Genomic DNA, 17502 nt, shown 5'->3' on the forward strand with positions numbered 1-17502 from the left:
GGGGTGGAGCGCTTCCACAGGCGGGCGATTCGCGGCGATGCCCCACCCCAGCCCCTCCCCTGAAGGGGAGGGGCTCGCGTTGACTCGATGCAATGTCATCACGCTCTAAGGCGCGTCGCATAGCCTTCGACTTCGCTCAGGCTGAACGGGTGTGGGCTCAAGCGGCTTGTTTATAGAGTGCGAATACCCGTTCCGCCGCCGCCACTGCGCGGTCGATCCACGCCTCCCCATCCGCCGCCGCGTCCAGCGCATGCCGGAAATCACGCCACTCGCCGGGGCCGAAGCCCGATGTGAGATAGGCGCTGGGCAACCCCTCGCCCACCTGCCGGGCCAGCATCACGCCGCCCAGTCGCGACCCTTCGGTCACATACAACGCCCCCCATCGCGCCGCCTCATCATCGGCGACCGCGAAGGGCAAAGGTTCGGGCATGTCACAGCCCAGGGCGGCCAAATCCGCTGCCAGCGCGTCCCGGCGCGGCCGCCACGCAAAGCCGATCGAGCGGTCGGAGAGCCACGCCTCGACCGCCGGCAACGCCCGCGCATGGGCGATCAGGAAAGCCGTGTAGCCTTCCCGATCATCCAGCCGATATGCGCCATAGGCCGCATCCACCGCCTCATGCGCCGGGCCGGTACGGGCGCGCAACGCGGCGGATGCGCCGAAGCTTACTTCTTCAGGCAGGCGACGATCCCCGCGATGACCGCCAGTGTCTCTTCCGGGTCGCGCACACGTACGGTGTCGAGGCCCAGTTCCTTGGCGGGATAGTCGTTACCGCCCGGGAAGATCGCGTCTCCGATGAACATCATCGCATCGAGCTCGATCCCGCTGGCATCACGCAGCTTCTTCAGGCCGTATGCCTTGTCGACGCCCTCGCGGGTGATGTCGATCGAGGTCGCGCCGCCCATGTTGATCGACAGGCCCGGCAGGCGCTGCTTCAGATCGGCCTGGATGACCTTGCGCTTCTCGAACTTGGGGTCCCAATGTTCCTTGGCGTCGATCGGCGCCTGCTGGCCGAGCGCGGAGAAGGTGATCTGGCTGCCGCGATCCTCGATCCGGTCGCCCCATGTCTGTTCGGGCACGAAGCCGGTCGCCTCCAGCGAGGCGTCGAACGCCTCCAGGATCTTGGCCTTGGTCGCATCGTCGAACAGCTCGGCATAGACGGTGGTCCACTGGCCGTCCTGATAGGTGTACAGCTTGGTGCCGGTGGTCGGCATCAGCCACAGCTTGGAGCGATCGGCGCGCTCGGGCAGGCGGCTGGCGACCTGCTTGTCGAACTGCGGCCAGTCACCGCCCGAGATCACCGCGACATGCGCCACGTCGAGCAGGTCGGCCAGCGCCTCCCCCATCGGCTCGCCCAGGGGCTGTTTGCTTTCGGCCAGCGTACCGTCGAGGTCGAACGCAACCAGTTGCTTCATGAAGGCACTCCGATTCTGGGCAGGATAAGGGTATCGATGGCGTAGGCCACACCATCGTCCGCGTTGGAACGGGTGTGTACCGATATCTGTTCCTTAACCGCATCGGGGGCGTTTGCCATCACGATCGGCAGGCCGGCGCGTGTCAGCATGGGAAGATCATTGGCCTGGTCGCCCAGCACCGCGACTTCCTCCAGCGACACGCCGAACGCCTTGGCCAGCGTCGCCACACCGTCGCCCTTATTGGCCTTCAGCGCCGTCACGTCGAGATAATAGGTCTGCGACTGGGCGATGGTTGCCGCTTCCCCATGCGCCGCATTCGCCTTGTCATGCAGCCCGCGCAGCAGGTCGGCATCGTCGCTGACAAGCGTGATCTTGTCGACCGTGTCGACCAGCGCGGTGAAGTCCTGCGTGACCACCGGCTCCTGCGACGACGCCTTGCGCTCGTGATCGACATGGGTGCCCTCGCCGCTGCTGGCGTACCAGCGATCGTCGGCGAAGACCCAGATGGCGACCGGGTTCTCCGCCGCCATCGCCAGCACATCGTTGACGACAGCGACCGGCACCCGGAACTGCGCGTCGACCGAGCCGTCGCGGCGGAACACCGTCCCGCCGTTGAACGCCCCGATCGGCGCGTCGATCGTCAGCTCGTCGGCCAGCCAGCCCAGCCCCGAACGCGGCCGGGCGCTGATGATGGTGAAGCCGATACCCGCCGCCTCCAGCCGCTTGACGGCGGCGATGGTGGCGGCGCGCAACTTCTTGTCGGGGTCGACGAGCGTGCCGTCGACGTCCGAAACCACCAAGCGGATGGGCCCCCGAACCGGATCGCTCATTGCGGGATTTCGGTGTGGCCGCCAAAGCCGAAGCGCATCGCCGACAATACCTGATCGCCGAAAGTATGCTCGATCCGGCTGCGATAGCGCGCGAACAGCGAGGCGGTCAGGACGTTGGCGGGGACCTTCTCCTCCATCGCGGCATCGATCGTCCACTGGCCCTCGCCCGAGTCGGCGACATGGCCCGAGAACTGCTCCAGCATCTCGTCCTTGGCCAGCGCGCTCGCGGTCAGGTCGAGCAGCCAGGACGAGATCACGCTGCCACGACGCCAGACCTCGGCGATGTCGGTCAGGTTCAGGTCGAAGCGCTCATCCTCGGGCAGCTTGTCGCTGTTCTTCGACTTCAGGATGTCGAAGCCCTCGGCATAGGCTTGCATCAGACCATATTCGATGCCGTTGTGGATCATCTTCACGAAGTGGCCCGCACCGGCGGGACCGGCATGGATATAACCCTTCTCCGCGCGGGGATCGGCCTTCTCGGCGACACGGCCCGGCGTGCGGACGATGTCGCCAAGCCCCGGTGCCAGCGTCTCGAAGATCGGGTCGAGATGGTCGACCGTTTCCTTGTCGCCGCCGATCATCATGCAATAGCCGCGCTCCAGGCCCCAGACGCCGCCCGAGGTGCCGACATCGACATAATGGATGCCATGTTCGGCCAGCATCTTGGCGCGGCGGATGTCGTCCTTGTAGAAGCTGTTGCCGCCGTCGATGACCACGTCGCCGTCACGCGCGAGCTTGGCGATCTCCGCGATCGTGTCCTCGGTCGGGGCGCCGGCGGGCAGCATCACCCACCAGATCGCCTTGTCGGCGAGCTTTCCGGCCATGTCCTCCAGCCCGGTGGCGGCTTCCGCGCCGTCCTTGGCGAGCGCCTGCACCGCGTCATCGTTGCGATCCCAGGCCACCACCTGATGCCCCGCCTGCATCAGGCGGCGTGCGATATTGCCACCCATGCGGCCAAGGCCGACCAGACCGATCTTCATGCGGGAACTCCGTTACTGTCGTGGAAAAGAGAAAGGCCCCCTTCCCGTTTCCGGGAAGGGGGCCCGCCGGGGTTTCAGGCCGCCGGTTGCTTCTGTCCGATGGCGCCGAGCAGATCGTCGAACGCCTTGACGAAGGAAGCGACACCTTCCTGCACCAGCGTATCGGTCACGCCGTTCAAGTCCAGGCCCAGACGTTCGGCTTCGGCCAGCACATGCTTGGCGTCGTCGATATCGGCGGTCAGCGTCTCGGCCACAGTGCCATGGTCGCGGAAGGCGTCCATGGTCTTGGGCGGCATGGTGTTGACCGTGTCCGGCCCGATCAGCGTGTCGACATAGAGCGTATCCGGGAAGGACGGGTCCTTGGTCCCCGTCGAGGCCCAGAGCAGACGCTGGGGCTGCGCGCCCTTGGCGGACAGCGCCTGCCAGCGGTCGGACTTCAGGAAGTCCAGATACCACTGATACGCCATCTTGGCGTTGGCGATCGCGACCTTGCCGCGCACTGCCGTCAGCGCCTCGGCTTCCGCGTCACCGGCCGCGACCCGCTCGTCGATCTTCTTGTCGATCGCCGAGTCGATGCGGCTGATGAAGAAGCTGGCGACGCTGGCGATCCGGTCGATCGGCTGGCCGGCCTTCACCCGCTCCTCAAGGCCAGCCGCATAGGCTTCAGCGACCTTGATATAGGCGTCGACCGAGAAGAGCAAAGTCACGTTGACGTTGATCCTCTTGGCGATCGTCGCCGAGATCGCCGGCGCGCCCGCATCGGTGCCCGGAATCTTGATCATCAGATTGGGGCGGTCGACCGCGTGCCACAGCTTCTCGGCCTCGGCGATGGTCGCGTCGGTGTCGTCGGCGATATAGGGCGACACTTCCAGGCTGACATAGCCGTCCTTGGCATCCAGCTTGTCATAAACGGGCTTCAGCGTTTCCGCCGCCGCCTTGATGTCCTGGATCGCCAGATGCTCGTAACGGTCGATGGTTGCCGCGCCGGGGTTCTCCTTGTCGAAGGCGGCGAGCGTGGCGTCATAGGCGTCGCCATGCCCCATCGCCTTTTCGAAGATCGACGGATTGGAGGTGACGCCGGTCAACCCGTCCTCGGCGACGAGCTTTTCCAGGCCCTTCGCCTCCAGGAACTTGCGATCGACGAAATCGAGCCAGGGGGCGCAGCCCTTGGCGCCCAGTTCCGACAGCTTGCTCATCACTTGGTCTCCACCAATTCGCGGGCCACCTTCACGACATTGTCGAGGGTGAAGCCGAACTTGTCCTGCAGCTTGGATATGGGGGCCGAGGCCCCGAACGTCGACATGGTGATCGTGCGGCCGTCAAACCCGACATAGCGGTCCCAGCCGATCGACCCGGCCTGCTCGACCGCCAGACGCGCGGTGACCGCACGCGGCAGGACGCTTTCCTTGTACGCCGCGTCCTGCATCTCGAAGCGATACCAGCTGGGCAGCGAGACGACGCGCGCCTTAATCCCGTCGGCGGTCAGCTTCTCATAGGCGTCGGTAACGAGCGACAGTTCCGAGCCCGTCGCGATCAGGATCACGTCCGGCGTACCCTCGCAATCGGCGAGGACGTAGCCGCCCTTCTTCAGGCCCGAAGCCGGTGCATACTTGCCGCGATCCAGGGTGGGGAGCGCCTGACGCGAGAAGATCAGCGCGGTCGGATGGCTGGCCGACTCGGCGGCGCAGCGCCATGCCTCGGCGACCTCGTTCGCATCGCCGGGGCGGATGGTGTCGAGGCCGGGGATCGCACGCAGCGTCGCCAGATGCTCGATCGGCTGGTGGGTCGGGCCGTCTTCGCCCACGCCGATCGAGTCGTGCGTGAAGACGAACACCGCGCCCAGCTCCATGATCGCGGCAAGACGGATCGGCGCGCGCATATAGTCCGAGAAGACCAGGAAGGTCGCGCCGTAGGAGCGCAAATGCGACAGCGCCATGCCGTCGACGATCGCGCCCATCGAATGCTCGCGCACGCCGAAGTGCAGGTTGCGCCCGTCATAGCTGCCCGCCTGGAACGAGCCGCCATCCTTGATGAGCGTCTTGGTCGAGGGTGCGAGGTCGGCCGAACCGCCGACGAGCCACGGCACCTTGGCGGCGATGGCGTTCTGCACCTTGCCACCCGAATCGCGGCTGGCGACGCCCTTGGCATCCGCCTCAAACACCGGAATGTCGGCATCCCAGCCCTCCGGCAGCTTGTCGGCGAGCATCGCGTCGAGCTGTGCGGCGAGCTCGGGATATTCGGCGCGATATTTGTCGACCATCGCAACCCATTCGTCGCGCAGCGGCTTGCCGCGCTGCTCGATCGCCCCCTGAAAAGCTTCGCGCACGCCGTCGGGCACTAGGAACTTAGCGTCCTCGGGCCAGCCATAGGCCTTCTTGGTCGCGCGGATGGCGTCGTCGCCCAGCGGTTCGCCATGCGCCTTTTCGCTGCCCGCCTTGGGGCTGCCATAGCCGATGACCGACTTCACGACGATGAAGGTCGGCTTGTCGGTGGTCGCCTTGAAATTGTCGAGCGCTGCGGTCAGCGCGCCGATGTCGTTGGCGTCGTCGACATGGATGACGTTCCAGCCATAAGCCTCGAAGCGCTTGCCCACATCCTCGTCGAACGCCAGGTCGGTGCCGCCCTCGATCGAAATCTGGTTCGAGTCGTAGATCCAGCACAGGTTCGACAGCTTCAGATGGCCGGCGGTCGAGGCCGCCTCGGACGCGACGCCCTCCATCATGTCGCCGTCGCCGCACACGACATAGACGTCATGGTCGAAGATCGGAAAACCCTCGCGGTTGAAATGCGCGGCCAGCCAGCGCTCGGCGATCGCCATGCCCACCGAATTGCCGCAACCCGCGCCCAGCGGGCCGGTCGTCGTCTCGACGCCGGTGGTGTGGCGATATTCCGGGTGGCCTGGCGTCTTGGAATTGAGCTGGCGGAAGCCCTTCAGGTCCTCCAGGCTCAGTGCCGGCTTGCCCGACTTCTGGCCGTCCGCATCGATCTCCTCGATCCCCGCCAGATGGATCAGCGAGTAAAGCAGCATCGAGGCATGGCCGACCGACAGGACGAAGCGGTCGCGATTGGGCCAATCGGCGTGCGCGGGGTCGTAGCGCAGGAATTTCGACCAGACGGTGTGACCGACCGGGGCCAGCGCCATCGGCGTGCCGGGATGGCCCGAATTGGCCTGCTGCACCGCATCCATCGACAGGGTGCGGATGGTGTCGATGGTCAGTCGCTCGATCGACCCGTCTTCATGCAGATGGGCATCGGCCACGGCGTTGGTGGTGGCGTCGGTCATGGATTCGGGCCTCGTCCTTACAATGTGCGATCGAACGCATCCGCGCTCGCTCTGGTTGCCATGCGCATCCGGCCTTAGCGCGGGTTCCGCCCCCGTTCCAGCCGGGTAACGATTCCGTCGTCGGCGATATAGGCGGCGTCGATCTCGGTCAGGAACAGCCCGTGGGCCACCACGCCGGGAATCGCCATCAGCGTCGCCGCCAGCATGTCGGGTGCGGTATCGTCCCAGCCATGACCGTCGATGACGATATTGCCATTGTCGGTGCGATAGTCCGCCCTTTCGCGCCAATCCGTGAACAGGCGGGACAGCCGCCCTGCCACGAAACCTCTGGCGAAGGGCAGGATCTCGACGGGCAGCTTGGTCGGCCCCAGCCGATCCACCCGCTTGGATCCGTCAGCGATGACGATCATCCGGTCGGCGGATGCGGCCACGACCTTTTCACGCAGCATCGCGCCGCCCGCGCCCTTGACCGCGCGGAGCGACGCATCGATGGCATCCGCGCCATCGATCGCGATATCGACGCGTTCGACCCCGCCGAAGTCACGCACCGTCAGACCCAGCGAGCGGGCCAGCCGCGCGCTCGCCTCCGAGGTCGCGACCGTCTCGATCCGCAACCGCCGTTCGGCCAGCGCGGCGATGGCATGCGCCGTGGTCGAGCCTGTGCCCAACCCCACGAGCATGTCGTCACGAATCTCTCGCACGGCGGCGTTCGCGGCAAGGCGCTTGTCGGCATCCCGATCGATCATGTCCCCTTGAAAATGCATCAGAACTGCAAAGGCTCCGGTCACGCCGACATTTGCCGCAGCGCGACAAATTGCGACAATTAAGGCGGGTCCATCAGGTCATCATCGCTTGCCTTTTCGAGCCCCGATCGTGCAATTTGACACTGCTTGGCAACGTTTCGCGGCTTCGCGCATTGACGCGCGGGTCGCTTAGCGCGGCTCGAATCTCAGGCAGGTGAACGAATTGAATTTTCCAGGCTTTCGCGGGCGCCCGATGCTCGCCGGCACGGCCATGGCCCTTGCCCTGGCGACCCTGTCGGGATGCGGCGGAGACAAGGGCGGCGCGGCCAAGGGGGGTGGCGCCGCGCAGCAGCGGACGCCGACCGTCGGCTTCGTCACCGTCCAGCCGACCAATGCCCCGATCGTCACCGAATTGGCGGCGCGCACCACCGCCTTTGAAAGCTCCGACGTCCGCCCGCAGGTGACCGGCGTCATCCGCCGCCGCTTCTTCACCGAGGGCACGCTGGTGAAGCGCGGCCAGCCGCTCTACGAGATCGATCCCCGCCTCTATCGCGCCTCGGTCAACCAGGCCGCCGCGAACCTTCAGAGCGCACAGGCCAATGCCGAGGCGACGCGCACGCTGGCCGAACGCTATCGCCCGCTGGCGCAGATCGAAGCCATCTCGAAGCAGGATTACACCAACGCGCAGGCCAGCGCGCGCCAGGCCGCCGCGCAGGTGGCGCAAACCCGCGCCGCGCTGGAGACGGCGCGCGTGAACCTGCAATTCACCACCGTCCCCGCCCCCATCACCGGCCGCATCGGCCGCTCGCTGTTTACCGTCGGCGCACTGGTCAGCGCGGGGCAGACCGATCCGCTGGCGCAGATTCAGCGGCTCGACCCGATCTTCGTCGACATCCAGCAATCCGCGACCGACCTGCTGTCGCTGCGTCGCAGCCTGTCGGCGCGCGATGGCCTGATCCCCGCCAGCGCGCGCGTTACACTGCGGCTGGAGGATGGCAGCGATTACGGCCAGACCGGCACGGTCGAGTTCGCCGAGGCGGTGGTCGATCCGCAGACCGGTACGGTGACGCTGCGCGCCCGCTTCCCCAATCCGCAGGGGTTGCTGCTGCCCGGCATGTTCGTGCGGGCACGCTTCGCGCAGGCGATCGACACCAGCGCCTTCATGATCCCGCAACAGGCGGTCTCGCGCGATCCGAAGGGCAATGCGACGCTGTTCGTCGTCGGCCCCGACGACAAGGTGCAGGAGCGCAAGGTCAAGGCCGAGCGGACGCAGGGGGCCTTCTGGGTCGTCACCGACGGTCTGAAGCCCGGCGACAGGATCGTGACCCAGGGCCTGAACAATCTGCGCCCCGGCCAAAGCGTCCGCGCGGTCCCCGCCGACAGCCCGCAAAAGGTCCAGCCCCCCTCGCCCGAACAGTTGAAGAAGATGCAGGCCGCCAAGGGCAAGGCGGGCTGACCGGACGATGCTCAGCCGCGTCTTCATCGATCGCCCCATCTTCGCCTGGGTCCTTGCCATCATCGTCATGCTGGCGGGCGTCGGCGCGATCATGGGCCTGCCCATCGCGCAATATCCCGACGTCGCCCCGCCCCAGGTGTCGGTCCGCGCGACCTTCCCCGGCGCGTCGGCGCAGACGTTGCAGAATTCGGTGACGCAGGTCATCGAGCAGCAGCTGACCGGCATCGACGGCCTGCTCTATTTCCAGTCCTCCTCGTCCAGTCGCGGTCAGGTGACGATCACCGCCACCTTCGCCAAGGGAACCGATCCCGACATCGCGCAGGTCCAGGTCCAGAACCAGGTCCAGCAATCGGTCGCGCGCCTGCCGCAGCAGGTGCAGCAGCAAGGGCTCGTCGTCCGCAAGTCGAACCCCGACTTCCTCCTGATCGCCGGCGTCTATGACGAGACGAACCGGATGACGAACCAGGACGTGTCCGACTATCTCGTCTCCAATCTCCAGGACCCGCTGGGCCGTATCCAGGGCGTCGGCGACACCAACGTCTTCGGTTCGCAATATGCGATGCGCATTTGGCTGAACCCGGAAAAGCTGACCTCCTACCAGCTGATGCCGTCGGACGTGACGACCGCGATCCAGAACCAGAATACCGAGGTCGCCGCCGGGGAAGTGGGCGGCACGCCCTCGGCCCAGACGCAGATGCTGAACGCGACCGTCACCTCGCAGTCGCGGCTCCAGACGCCCGAGCAGTTCCGAGAGATCGTCGTCAAGACGCTGAACAACGGCGCCACCGTCAAGCTGTCGGACGTGGCACGGATCGAGCTGGGCGCGGAGAGCTATGCGGCGGTCAGCCGGATCAACCAGCATCCGGGCGCCGGCATCGCCGTCCTGATGGCGCCGGGCGCCGACGCGCTGAAGACCGCCGAGCTGGTCAAGGCCGAGATCAACCGCGTCGCCAAGACCTTTCCGCAGGGGCTGAAGGTCGCCTACGCCAACGACACCACCGCGTTCATCAAGCTGTCGATCGACGAGGTGGTCAAGACGCTGATCGAGGCGATCATCCTCGTCGTCATCGTCATGTTCGTCTTCCTGCAAAGCTGGCGCGCGACGCTGATCCCGACGATCGCGGTCCCGGTGACGTTGCTCGGTACCTTCGCGGTCTTCTATCTGGCGGGCTTCTCGATCAACACGTTGACGCTGTTCGGGCTGGTGCTGGCGATCGGCCTGCTGGTCGACGACGCGATCGTCGTGGTCGAGAATGTCGAGCGTCTGCTCGAAGAAAATCCCGACATGACCCCCCGCCAGGCGACGATCGAGTCGATGGACGAGATCACCGTTGCGCTGATCGCGATCGCCATCGTGCTGTCGGCGGTCTTCCTGCCCATGGCATTCTTCGGCGGTTCGACCGGCGTCATCTATCGCCAGTTCTCCATCACCCTCATCGCGGCGATGATCCTGTCCACCGCCGTCGCGATCATCCTGTCGCCCGCGCTGACCGCCACCGTGCTCAAGCAAAAGGCCAGGGAGGGCGAGCAAGGCGCCTGGCTCGACCGTAAATTCCCCCGCGTGGCGCACGGGCTTCAGCGCGCGAAGGACGGTTTCAACCACGGCTTCGACCGGACGATCGAGAAATACCTCTCGGCCGTGCGGACCGTGGTCGATCGCAAATGGTTGTTCCTGCTGATCTATGTCGGCGTCGTCGCGCTGCTGGCGATCCTGTTCCTGCGCCTGCCCACCGGCTTCCTGCCGACCGAGGATCAGGGTGCGGCCATCGTCCAGTTCCGCCTCCCCGCCGGGGCGACGCAGGCCCGCACCATGGACGTCCAGCGCCGGGTCGAGCAGTATTTCGCGCAGCATGAGGGCAAGAACGTCAAGGTGCTGTTCACCGTGGCCGGCGGCGGCGGTGGCGCCAGCGGCCAGAATACCGGTCAGGGCTTCATCAATTTCGTCGACTGGGCGGATCGCAAGGGCAAGGAAAACAGCGCCGACGCCATCACCGCGCGAGCCTCCGCCGCGTTCCGGGGCCTTCGCGACGCGCAGGTCTTCGCGCTGGTGCCGCCGGCGGTGCGTGGTCTGGGCCAGTCCGACGGCTTCACCATGCAGCTCCAGAACATTTCAGGCATGCCGCTGGAGAAGTTCGAGGCGGTGCGTGACGAATTGTTGGCCAAGGCCAATGCCGATCCGAAGCTGGCGTCGGTGCGCCTGAGCGAACTGCCCGATATCGCCACGCTGCGTGTCGACCTGGACCAGCAGAAGCTGGCGGCGCTGGGCCTGACGCAGCAGCAGGTGAACTCGACCCTGTCGACCGCCTGGGGCGGGCAATATGTCAACGACTTCATCGATCGCGGTCGCGTGAAGCGTGTCTTCGTGCAGGGCGATGCCCCCTATCGGTCCGAGCCCGAGGATCTGAAGCAATGGTTCGTGCGGGGATCGAGCGGCCAGATGGCGCCCTTCTCGTCCTTCTCGACGATCAACTGGGGCGTCGCGCCGACCACCCTGTCGCGCTTCAACGGCATTCCGTCGTACGAATTCCAGGGCTCGGCCGCGCCGGGCTATAGTTCGGGCGATGCGATGCAGCGTATGTCGGAGCTTGCCGCCGAAATTCCCGGGACGTCGGTCGCGTGGTCGGGCCTGTCCTATCAGGAGCGGCTGTCGGGCGGTCAGGCGCCGATCCTCTATGGCCTGTCGATCCTGGTGGTCTTCCTGTGTCTGGCGGCGCTTTATGAAAGCTGGTCGATCCCGTTCGCGGTACTGTTGGTCATTCCGCTTGGCCTGATCGGCGCGGTCGCCTTCGTGACGCTGCGAGGGCTGACCAACGACGTCTATCTCCAGATCGGGCTGCTGACGACGATGGGGTTGGCGGCCAAGAACGCGATCCTGATGATCGAATTCGCCGAGCGGGCGGAAAGAGAGGGCAAACGCATCATCGACGCCGTGCTGGAGGCGGCCAAGCTGCGCCTGCGCCCGATCCTGATGACCAGCTTCGCGTTCGTCTTCGGCGTGTTGCCGCTCGCCATCTCGACGGGTGCGGGCGCGAACAGCCGGATCGCAATCGGTACCGCCGTGATCGGCGGGATGCTGACCGCGACGGTCCTGGCGATCTTCTACATCCCGCTGTTCTTCGTGCTGGTGCGCCGTTCGGTGCGCAACGGGCTGGCGCGTCTGCGCGGGCGTCCGATGAGCGAGCATGGTGCCGGGCACAAGCCCGCCCCCGAAAGCGAGGCGGAGAAGGCCTGATGCGTATCCTGTCCCCCCTCCCCGCGCTGCTGCTCGGCGCAACCGCGCTGTCGGCGTGTTCGATGGCACCGAAATATGAGCGGCCCGCAACGCCGGTGCCGCCGTCCTGGCCGGTCGGCGACGCGTATCTGCGCCAGTCGGAGGCGGCGCTGCCCACCGTGCGCTATACCGACATCTTCCGCGACACCCGGTTGCAGCGGTTGATCGAGCAGGCGCTGGTCAACAACCGCGACCTGCGCGTGGCCGCCGCGAACATCGCCGCGACCCGTGCGCAATATCGCATCCAGCGCGCCAGCCTGTTGCCGAGTGTCAGCGCCAATGGCCGTTACAGCTATACCGACCGGGGATCGGGCGGCGCGGCCTCCAACGCCATCGGTGGCGGCGGGACCGGTATCGGCACGGGTACGGGCGGCACCGGAAACAACGGAGCCGGCAATGGCGGTGTCGGTAATGGTGGCATCGATAACGGCGGTGCGCCCGGCGTCGTCACGGGCGCCAATGGCAGCGGCAGCGCCTGGTCGGTCAATCTGGGCGTCAACGCCTTCGAACTCGATCTGTTCGGCCGCATCCGTTCGCTGACCGGCGCGGCGCTGGACCGCTATTTCGCGACAGAGGCGGCGGCCCGCGCCACGCGGCTGACGCTGGTCGGGGACATCGCCGAGGCCTGGCTGAACTATGGCGCGGACCAGAGCCTGCTCGCCATCGCGCGCGATACCGCCGCCAGTGCGCAGCGCAGCGTCGCCCTGACCCGCGCCCGGCTGGAGGGCGGCATTTCGCCGCGCACCGATCTGCGCCAGGCCGAACAGGTGCTGGCGACCGCTGAGGCCGATCTGGCACAGCAGACGACGGCGGTCGCGCAGGACGTCAACGCGCTGCAATTGCTGGTCGGCGCACCGATCGACACGACGCTGCTCCCGAAGTCGATCGACGAGGCCAGCCCGACCATCGCCACCGTGCCCGCCGGGCTGGATTCGGGCATCCTGCTGCGTCGCCCCGACGTCGTGCAGGCCGAATATGAGCTGCGCGCCGCCAATGCGCAGATCGGCGCGGCGCGCGCGGCACTGTTCCCGCGCATCTCGCTGACCGGCCTGGCCGGTTTCGCCAGTACCGCGCTGTCGTCGCTATTCTCGGGGGGCAGCTTCAACTACTCGGTCGCCCCCTCGGTCAGCTATCCGATCTTCCAGGCGGGCGCGGGAATCGCCAATGTCCGCTATTCGGAGGCGCAACGCGACGCCCTGCTCGCCACTTATGAGAAGGCGATCCAGAGCGCGTTTCAGGAAACCGCCGATGCGCTGGCACGTCAAGGCACGATCGCGGATCAGCTGGGCGCCAATCGGCGTTTCCTGACGGCGGCCGCCGACACCTATCGCCTGACCGAGGCCAGCTATCGCGGGGGAATCACCCCGTTCCTGAATACGCTCGATGCACAGCGGTCGCTCTATTCGGCGCAGCGGACGCTGATCGCGACGCAGCTGGTCTCGGCGAACAACCGCGTGACGCTGTACCGTGTGCTCGGCGGCGACTCGCTGCTCTATACGACCGGTAACGGCCCCGTTCCGGCGGGAACCGCGCCCGCGCGGTAAGGGCTGCGCCCCGCCCGATCGCCGAAGCGCCGGGCGGGGAAGCACGTTACTTCTGGCCGCGCGCCGCGCCGACCGCGTCGCGGCCGAACTGGACGATCATCTCGCCGATCTCGCGCGCCTGCGACATCGAACGATTGCCCTGGTCGCGGATGAAGTCGGTCTGGATGCGCATCACGTCGGACAGGTCGCGCGCCGAGGCTGCCTGGCGCATCGCCGAAAAGGCCTCACGCGTATTGGTCTCGGCCTGTTCGAGCATCTTGAGCGTCACCGCCGAGCCGCTTTCGGCCATCTTCTGGCCCGACGCCTGCATCGCTTCGCCTGCGCCCTTCATGCGATCGGAAAAGGCGCCCATATCGCCACCGATCGCGCCCGCGCCACCGCCATTGCCCATGTCCTCGGCCATCGTCTCCGTCTCCTCGCCCGTTCACGTGTCTGGATTGAACCCTTGGCCGCGCCGGGAGTTGCACCGGACCTAGCCCGTGATCAAAAACTGGCGAAGTAGCGCTCCATCAACGCCCGGCCCGCCGCCCCCAGCGCCAGACCCGCATCACCCGGGACCAGCCAGCCGCGATCGACCAGCAGCGCGACCCAGCGGGGCCCGGCCCGGCCCTGTCCCGAAAGGCCGATCGCCTCGAACAACGCGGCTTGCGGCATCGGCGCCTCCGCCTGAAACACCGCGAGCAGCATTTCCCAGGCGGGATCGCCCAGCATGTCGGCATGATCCCCGACCATCCGCCGCAGCTCCAACCGCTGCCGCAGGACGACCCGCGCACATTCCCGTGCCGTGGGCACGCGCGGCAGGCGCGGCACGGGTACGCCGCCTTCTTCGCCCGAAATCGCCTGGATGCGGCTCTTCACCTCGCTCATCGCCTCGGCGAAGCGCGTCAGGCTGGCGCGGTCCTCGATCGGCCAGTCGAGCATGCGGAGCTCAGGCGTCATCGCACGCCCGCCATGGCAGGGTCCAGTCGGGGTCCCGACCGTATCGCGCCACCCGCATCCGATGTCGCAGCACGCCGGCGGCGAGCAGGCCGATCATCGGATAGGCCAGCTTGCCGCCGGCCGCCGCATACATCCACGGCACCATCGCGGTATCGAACCCGCGCACACCGTGGATACCGATCGCCAGCAGGTGAAGGGCCGCAAGCCATAAGGGCCAGAACCGGTTGGCCAGCAGCGCCACCACGATCAACCCGCCCATCAACCCCAGGTCGATGATCAGCTCCAGCTTCTCGACCGAACGGAAGCTGGTCGCGGGATCGAACGGCAACAGGAGGGTCGCTACCGAGGCGGCCAGCAGGATGATCGCGATCGACCGCTCCGGCCAACCGCCCAGGGCCAAGGCGTAGAGACACACCAGGCTCTGGAGCAGATTGAAGACATAGATGTGGGTCATGGCGTGCCTCGTCGCATCGCGATCTCCATCGACACGCCGTGTCAGAGGTTCAAGCCGCCGTCCGCAGCGGCATCGCCGTGACCGTGGTCGCGACTTCGGGGGGCTTGGGGCGGTTGTCGCCATATTCGTCGGCGTCGAAGCCGATCATGTGGCCGACCTTTTCGAGGATGCGGTGGCTTTGCACGGTATGACCACGAGCATTGCCGATGGCGAGCATAGCCTGGCCGATCTGTTCGAAGGCATGCTGTCCGACCACCGCCGACAGCTTGGCCTCGGTGCGCGCGCGCGGCAGCGCCATGGCCAGTTCGCCGACCGTGGAGAAGGCGGCATCGAGTTCGTTTTCGAGCTTCCACAGCAGCCGGGTCACCTGCAGCGCCGCGTCCTGTTCCGTCATCATCGCCTGTTCCCCTTACCCGAGCCCGTAACGGGCCCCCGCGCCGTCGACGCGGCATGTATTGGTCTCATCCGGCAATATGCGTCAGTCGTCCGATCACCCGGGTCATCACGTCGAGCCCCGTGGCCAGCATGCCGAAGCCGATAGCGAGCGCGACCGCGATCGTGGGGACCCAGAACAGCCTTTCGGCGATGTTCATGTCGTTGCGAGTCTGACCTTGCCGCCGGAAGGGAAGCGACAAGCGGGGCGATGCGTGGACATGGCCGTCCTGCACCGCCCCACCGACCGTACTCCCATCCGGTGCCGATGGAGGTGCCATGGCCGGCGCCTTCGAAACCAGCCCCGCAGAGTCGGGTATGATTTTACGGGGGATCGGTTCTTCTTCTATTTCAGGGACTTGGTCATTTTCCTGCGCCTCGAAATCGGCCAGCGCCAGCGCCGCATCCCGCCGGTTGCGGGCCCCGAGCAGGCGGACCGCCTCGGTCAGATAGCTGTCGACCGTGGATTTCCCCAGCCCCAGGTCGGCGGCGATTTCCTTCGACCCCTTCAACGCTTTCACGCCACGCAGGCATTCGCGATGTCGGCGGGTGAGCAGGCCAAAGCGTTCGGGAGTCATCTCTCTTTCCGACCAGACCGGAAGGAGAGCCCGGCCGCATAACGCGCCCTAGCCGGGACAATGGCGTGCCGCCAAGCCGTTCAACGTCCGAACCGGCGGCACCAAGTCATTTTATCCAAGATAGTTAACGGGTCGGCCGGCTCAATCGGGCTTGCTGGGTCCGTCGATCGCCTCAATCGAATCGAGCGCCCGCAGCAGATCGTCGAATTCCGTGTCCCGGTGAACGGGAAAGGAGCGTCGAAAGCCGACGCCGAGCACGTCGAGATCGCGCTGCGTCAGCAAGCCGACGGCGACGATGGGATCGACGCGATCACCGCGCGCTGGCCGATCGTTCGCCATCACCGCCACCGGACCTTGCGCGTCAGACGGGCGACGCGACGTGACACACACCTCACCCCCGTACGGGCGCGCTCGCCGTTGGGCATGAGAGAATGTGAAACCACCGCACCACGCATCGTCCTGTCTCCGTTCACGGGGGTTAAACCTGCCATTCGGCCTCGCTGTTCCCACCATTTTCAATGTCGCCGGTAAGCGCGCGGCATGGAGGGCGGCCAAGGCCCGTCTTTCGGGGCTCGACACCCTTTCCACTGAGCTTCCCCGTTGCTAAGGCCGCGCGGTCAACCGGATCTAGACTCCGGCGCGCCTGCTCGCGGCTGCATGCTGCCGTGTCCCACTGGGCGTGCCCGGCTCGACCAAGAAGGGACGCCCATGACTGCGATAGGCCAGGACAGCCTGAACACCCGCTCGACGCTCGACGTCGACGGCAAGACCTATGACTATTACAGCCTCGCCAAGGCTTCCGAGCAGCTCGGCGACATCAGCCGCCTGCCCTTCTCGATGAAGGTGCTGCTGGAGAATCTGCTGCGCTTCGAGGACGGCAAGACCGTCACGCGCGAGGATATCCAGGCGATCGTCGACTGGCAGAAGACCCAGCGTTCGGACCGCGAGATCCAGTATCGCCCGGCCCGCGTGCTGATGCAGGACTTCACCGGCGTTCCTTGCGTGGTCGACCTGGCCGCGATGCGCGACGCGATCACCAAGCTGGGCGGCGATGCGGCCAAGATCAATCCGCAGGTCCCCGTCCACCTCGTCATCGACCACTCGGTCATGGTCGACGAGTTCGGCACGCCGCAGGCGTTCGAGGATAACGTCGACCTCGAATATCAGCGCAACATGGAACGCTATGAGTTCCTGAAGTGGGGCTCCAAGGCGCTCGACAATTTCTCGGTCGTTCCGCCGGGCACCGGCATCTGCCACCAGGTCAATCTGGAATATATCGGTCAGGCCATCTGGTCCTCGACCGAGAGCGGCGAGCACGCCAAGGGCGGCGCGACCATCGCCTATCCGGACACGCTGGTCGGCACCGACAGCCATACCACGATGATCAACGGCCTGGGCGTGCTCGGCTGGGGCGTCGGCGGGATCGAGGCGGAAGCCGCGATGCTGGGCCAGCCCGTGTCGATGCTGATTCCGGAAGTCGTCGGCTTCAAGCTGACCGGCAAGCTCCAGGAAGGCATCACCGCCACCGATCTGGTGCTGACCATCACCCAGATGCTGCGCGCCAAGGGCGTGGTCGGCC

At 66.3% G+C, this 17502-nt stretch carries 17 protein-coding genes; 4 read left to right on the forward strand and 13 right to left on the reverse strand.

Translation table 11 applies throughout. From position 1 onward, the window contains the following. Positions 1 to 157: 157 nt before the first annotated feature. The 7 genes from ACQKJZ_RS11805 to rpiA form a co-directional block, all read right to left on the reverse strand. Entirely contained in the window at positions 158 to 643 is a 486-nt protein-coding gene (locus tag ACQKJZ_RS11805; RefSeq protein ID WP_427731255.1) for a biliverdin-producing heme oxygenase, read from the reverse strand. Positions 644 to 663: 20 nt separating this feature from the next. Continuing rightward, positions 664 to 1413: an HAD-IIB family hydrolase gene (locus tag ACQKJZ_RS11810; RefSeq protein WP_427731256.1), complete on the reverse strand. Its 750-nt coding sequence runs from the start codon at positions 1411 to 1413 to the stop codon at positions 664 to 666. After that, entirely contained in the window at positions 1410 to 2243 is an 834-nt protein-coding gene (locus ACQKJZ_RS11815) for a Cof-type HAD-IIB family hydrolase (RefSeq protein WP_427731257.1), read from the reverse strand. The genes ACQKJZ_RS11810 and ACQKJZ_RS11815 overlap by 4 nt, the downstream gene beginning before the upstream one ends. Further along, on the reverse strand, positions 2240 to 3223 hold the full coding sequence (gene gnd, locus ACQKJZ_RS11820) for a phosphogluconate dehydrogenase (NAD(+)-dependent, decarboxylating) (RefSeq protein WP_427731258.1): 984 nt from the start codon (positions 3221 to 3223) through the stop codon (positions 2240 to 2242). Before gnd ends, ACQKJZ_RS11815 begins: the two co-directional genes overlap by 4 nt. A gap of 74 nt (positions 3224 to 3297) precedes the next feature. Next, positions 3298 to 4419, reverse strand: coding sequence for a transaldolase (gene tal, locus ACQKJZ_RS11825; protein WP_427731259.1), 1122 nt, complete (start codon positions 4417 to 4419; stop codon positions 3298 to 3300). Beyond that, the gene (gene tkt / locus ACQKJZ_RS11830; RefSeq protein WP_427731260.1) at positions 4419 to 6506 is read right to left on the reverse strand and encodes a transketolase; all 2088 of its coding nucleotides are present in this window, start codon (positions 6504 to 6506) and stop codon (positions 4419 to 4421) included. Before tkt ends, tal begins: the two co-directional genes overlap by 1 nt. 74 nt (positions 6507 to 6580) lie before the next feature. Beyond that, positions 6581 to 7252, reverse strand: coding sequence for a ribose-5-phosphate isomerase RpiA (gene rpiA, locus ACQKJZ_RS11835; RefSeq protein WP_427731261.1), 672 nt, complete (start codon positions 7250 to 7252; stop codon positions 6581 to 6583). Positions 7253 to 7520: 268 nt separating this feature from the next. Here rpiA and ACQKJZ_RS11840 point away from each other — a divergent pair, with 268 nt between their 5' ends. From ACQKJZ_RS11840 to ACQKJZ_RS11850, 3 genes are read left to right on the forward strand one after another with little or no spacing between them, the layout of a single operon-like run. Continuing rightward, positions 7521 to 8705 carry an efflux RND transporter periplasmic adaptor subunit gene (locus ACQKJZ_RS11840; RefSeq protein ID WP_312487840.1) on the forward strand — a complete coding sequence of 395 codons (1185 nt, stop codon included), beginning with the start codon at positions 7521 to 7523 and terminating at the stop codon, positions 8703 to 8705. 7 nt (positions 8706 to 8712) lie between these two features. Then, a complete protein-coding gene (locus ACQKJZ_RS11845; RefSeq protein ID WP_427731262.1) occupies positions 8713 to 11937 on the forward strand; it encodes a multidrug efflux RND transporter permease subunit in 3225 nt (1074 codons plus the stop codon). After that, positions 11937 to 13520 carry an efflux transporter outer membrane subunit gene (locus ACQKJZ_RS11850; RefSeq protein WP_427731263.1) on the forward strand — a complete coding sequence of 528 codons (1584 nt, stop codon included), beginning with the start codon at positions 11937 to 11939 and terminating at the stop codon, positions 13518 to 13520. Before ACQKJZ_RS11845 ends, ACQKJZ_RS11850 begins: the two co-directional genes overlap by 1 nt. Positions 13521 to 13566: 46 nt before the next feature. Here the strand turns inward: ACQKJZ_RS11850 and ACQKJZ_RS11855 are convergent, their stop codons facing one another. The 6 genes from ACQKJZ_RS11855 to ACQKJZ_RS11880 all read right to left on the reverse strand — a co-directional run bounded on the left by ACQKJZ_RS11855 (position 13567) and on the right by ACQKJZ_RS11880 (position 16262). Further along, complete coding sequence (locus ACQKJZ_RS11855) at positions 13567 to 13923, reverse strand: phasin family protein (protein ID WP_312487845.1); 357 nt, start codon at positions 13921 to 13923, stop codon at positions 13567 to 13569. Positions 13924 to 14003: 80 nt separating this feature from the next. Beyond that, a complete protein-coding gene (locus ACQKJZ_RS11860) occupies positions 14004 to 14459 on the reverse strand; it encodes a hypothetical protein (RefSeq protein WP_312487847.1) in 456 nt (151 codons plus the stop codon). Continuing rightward, positions 14449 to 14913, reverse strand: a complete 465-nt coding sequence (locus tag ACQKJZ_RS11865; RefSeq protein WP_427731264.1) for a hypothetical protein — start codon at positions 14911 to 14913, stop codon at positions 14449 to 14451. The genes ACQKJZ_RS11860 and ACQKJZ_RS11865 overlap by 11 nt, the downstream gene beginning before the upstream one ends. Positions 14914 to 14962: 49 nt before the next feature. Next, positions 14963 to 15310 carry a hypothetical protein gene (locus ACQKJZ_RS11870; RefSeq protein WP_312487850.1) on the reverse strand — a complete coding sequence of 116 codons (348 nt, stop codon included), beginning with the start codon at positions 15308 to 15310 and terminating at the stop codon, positions 14963 to 14965. A 64-nt stretch (positions 15311 to 15374) separates the two neighbouring features. Further along, positions 15375 to 15923 carry a helix-turn-helix domain-containing protein gene (locus ACQKJZ_RS11875; protein ID WP_427731265.1) on the reverse strand — a complete coding sequence of 183 codons (549 nt, stop codon included), beginning with the start codon at positions 15921 to 15923 and terminating at the stop codon, positions 15375 to 15377. A gap of 141 nt (positions 15924 to 16064) precedes the next feature. Beyond that, positions 16065 to 16262 carry a hypothetical protein gene (locus ACQKJZ_RS11880; RefSeq protein ID WP_312487857.1) on the reverse strand — a complete coding sequence of 66 codons (198 nt, stop codon included), beginning with the start codon at positions 16260 to 16262 and terminating at the stop codon, positions 16065 to 16067. A 369-nt stretch (positions 16263 to 16631) separates the two neighbouring features. Between ACQKJZ_RS11880 and ACQKJZ_RS11885 the strand changes: the two genes are divergently transcribed. Further along, positions 16632 to 17502 (forward strand): aconitase family protein (locus ACQKJZ_RS11885; RefSeq protein WP_427731266.1); only part of this gene is annotated, 871 nt, incomplete at its 3' end.

The sequence above is a fragment of the Sphingomonas sp. NPDC019816 genome, assembly GCF_050274375.1.
GTDB lineage: Bacteria > Pseudomonadota > Alphaproteobacteria > Sphingomonadales > Sphingomonadaceae > Sphingomonas.